Source organism: Flavobacterium sp. (assembly GCF_029242675.1).
Lineage (GTDB): Bacteria > Bacteroidota > Bacteroidia > Flavobacteriales > Flavobacteriaceae > Flavobacterium.
This window is the reverse complement of sequence record NZ_JAQWTM010000393.1, coordinates 1-3,138: the sequence shown is the minus strand read 5'-3', so window position 1 is coordinate 3,138 and position 3,138 is coordinate 1. Positions and strand designations below refer to the sequence as shown.

Annotated in this window: 4 protein-coding genes; all 4 read left to right on the top strand. The window is 36.6% G+C overall.

The window, feature by feature from the left end:
* Positions 1–837 (top strand): ABC transporter permease (locus P8M54_RS14535; protein ID WP_300288713.1); only part of this gene is annotated, 837 nt, incomplete at its 5' end.
* A 189-nt stretch (positions 838–1,026) separates the two neighbouring features.
* The gene (locus P8M54_RS14530) at positions 1,027–2,190 is read left to right on the top strand and encodes a sigma-54 dependent transcriptional regulator (RefSeq protein WP_300288712.1); all 1,164 of its coding nucleotides are present in this window, start codon (positions 1,027–1,029) and stop codon (positions 2,188–2,190) included.
* Between the two features lie 82 nt (positions 2,191–2,272).
* Positions 2,273–2,959: a DEAD/DEAH box helicase gene (locus P8M54_RS14525; protein WP_300288711.1), complete on the top strand. Its 687-nt coding sequence runs from the start codon at positions 2,273–2,275 to the stop codon at positions 2,957–2,959.
* Between the two features lie 9 nt (positions 2,960–2,968).
* A partial coding sequence (locus P8M54_RS14520) for a DUF2007 domain-containing protein (RefSeq protein WP_300288715.1) occupies positions 2,969–3,138 on the top strand: 170 nt, incomplete at its 3' end.

Genomic DNA, 3,138 nt, shown 5'->3' with positions numbered 1-3,138 from the left:
AAAGTCAACATCAGTTTAACTAAAGCAACCGGTGAACAATCCATGAAGGGATTGAACGAGATAAAAATAGCTATTGGTGGCGGTTTTGGTTATCTCATCATGATGTTCATTATAATTTATGGAAATATGGTGATGCGATCCGTAATTGAGGAAAAAACCAATCGTATCATCGAAATTATTATCTCATCCGTTAAGCCGTTCCAGTTAATGATTGGTAAAATAGTTGGAACCTCATTAGCCGGAATTCTGCAGTTTTTAATTTGGGCAGTAATCGGACTTTCCCTAATGTTTGCAGCTTCTTTTTTCTTTGGTATCAATGCAACGCCTACCGCTAAATTGTCACCGGAATTAATGCAACAAGCGCAGCACGAATTTGCAGGAACAGCACAAATGTATATTAAAGAGCTATGGAATTTGCCAATCGCAACCATCCTAATCTCTTTTCTGGTCTATTTTATCGGAGGCTATTTTTTATACAGTTCGTTTTATGCAGCAATTGGCGCGGCAGTCGATAATCAAACCGACTCACAACAGTTTTTACTACCTGTAATAATGCCATTAATGCTAAGCGTTTATGTTGGTTTTTTTAGTGTTGTAAATGATCCTCATGGTACAATTGCCGTTGTTTTTTCAATGATTCCGTTAACATCACCTATTGTAATGCTCATGCGAATTCCATTTGGCGTACCTTTGTGGCAAGTTGCCATTTCGGTCACTTTACTATTCGCGACATTTTTTGGAGTAGTATGGTTCGCCGCTAAAATATACCGAATAGGGATTTTAATGTATGGTAAAAAACCAACTTGGAAAGAGCTATACAAATGGCTTCAGTACTAATAATTAGAATGAGTAGGAGCGAATGGCTTGGTTTTTGTCAGTTTTCATAGTACCTGCTATCGCCTAAATCTCAAGCTCCCTAAAGATCGGGAGCATGAGGATACCGGCTCTATCAGGGCTAAAAAGCCAAGATGGTTTTGTATTTGGAAGATTAGCTTCCAATTCCTATTAATGATTAAATAAAAAATTATGCCTAAAATACTGATTATAGAAGACGAAGCAGCAATCCGAAGAGTATTAACTAAAATACTGTCCGAAGAAAACGAAAGCTACCAAGTAGAAGATGCCGAAGACGGAATTTTAGGATATGAAAAAATAAAAAATAACGATTACGATTTGGTACTTTGCGATATTAAAATGCCAAAAATGGATGGTGTAGAACTACTTGAAGCTGTCAAAAAAATAAAGCCCGAAATTCCAATCGTTATGATATCCGGTCACGGAGATATGGAAACTGCCATAAATACCATGCGACTAGGGGCGTTTGATTACATTTCCAAACCACCTGATTTAAACCGTTTATTAAATACAGTTCGAAACGCTGTAGATAAAAAACAACTCGTAGTTGAGAATAAAATCTTAAAGAAAAAGGTCAGTAAAAATTACGAAATGATAGGCGAAAGCGAAGCTATTGATCATATCAAAGTCATGATCGATAAAGTAGCCCCAACCGAAGCCAGAGTATTAATTACTGGACCAAACGGAACAGGTAAAGAGCTTGTAGCTCATCAACTCCATGAAAAAAGTGAACGTGCGAGTTTTCCTTTAATCGAAGTGAACTGCGCTGCTATTCCTTCGGAATTGATTGAAAGTGAGTTATTTGGTCACGTAAAAGGAGCCTTTACTTCGGCAGTAAAAGACAGAGCAGGTAAATTTGAAGCAGCAGACAAAGGAACTATTTTCTTAGATGAAATTGGAGATATGAGTCTTTCGGCTCAAGCCAAAGTTTTGCGTGCTTTGCAAGAAAGTATGATTACCAGAGTAGGTGCTGATAAGGATATCAAAGTGGATGTGCGTGTCGTAGCCGCTACTAACAAAGATTTAAAACTAGAAATTGCCGAAGGTCGTTTTCGCGAAGATTTATACCATCGATTGGCAGTTATTTTAATTAAAGTACCTTCGTTGAATGAGAGACGGGATGATATACCAATGTTGATTGCACATTTTGCAAATAAAATTGCGTCGGAACAAGGAAATGCAGTTAAAAAATTCTCTGACGATGCCGTTAAATTACTGCAGGAATACGATTGGACCGGTAATATCCGTGAGCTTCGAAATGTTGTTGAGCGATTGATTATCCTTGGCGGAAGCCAAATTTCAGAGAATGACGTGAAGCTATTTGCTTCTAAATAATATAAAGTTAAATTAGGTTTAAAAATGCAATTCTGCGCTATTAATGCGAAACGATTGGTTTTTAAATTTTCAATACTAAAGAATGAAACTAAAAAAAATAAACGAAGGTCTTAAAGAATCGTTATTAGCAAACGGACTAACAACTCCAAATGCCATGCAGGCAGACACTTTTTCAACGCTTAAAAGTGGTGCAGATTGTATAATTATAGCGCCTCGTGGCAGCGGAAAATCAACTACGATTGTTATTAATGTTATTCAGCAATTGGTTAAAGAAGGGGAGCAGTCACCTCGTGCGCTAATTTTAGTTGAAAGTAAAGAGAAAGTACTTGCTATGAAAGTGCTTTTTGAAAAGTATGGTAAACATACGGATCTAACGGTTTACGGCGTACACGAAAAAGGAGATTTGGAATATGATAAAAATTTCATTTCTGGTGGTGTAGATGTTTTAATTGGAACACCTACAAAGCTAAATGACATGTTTACAACAGCGGGTTACAATGTAAACCGTCTAAAAATGTTTATCGTTGATGATGCTGATGCCGTTTTAAAATTGCGTCACGAAACTAAAATAATGCGTATCTCTAACAGTATTGCAAGAACGCAACGCATTATTTTTTCTGAAAAGTTATCAGAACGAATTGATAGTCTTGCTGACAAAATGATGGAAGAACCGTTTTTATTTGAATTTGATGGGGAAGATGACGAAGAGGATGACGATTCAGATGAAGAAAACGAATTAGAGGGAGAGAAAGAAGAAAATAACAATTAAAAAGATACCATGGGATTAATGAAAGTGTTTTCAGGAAGTGAAATTTTAGCAATGGCGCTAAAAGAAAAAATCGAAGCTATAGGAATTGATGTATTGATGAAAGACAATATTCAATCGGCTAGATTGGCAGGATTTGGAAGTTCAGGTTCCGCAGTAGAGTTATTTGTTCAAGAAACAGA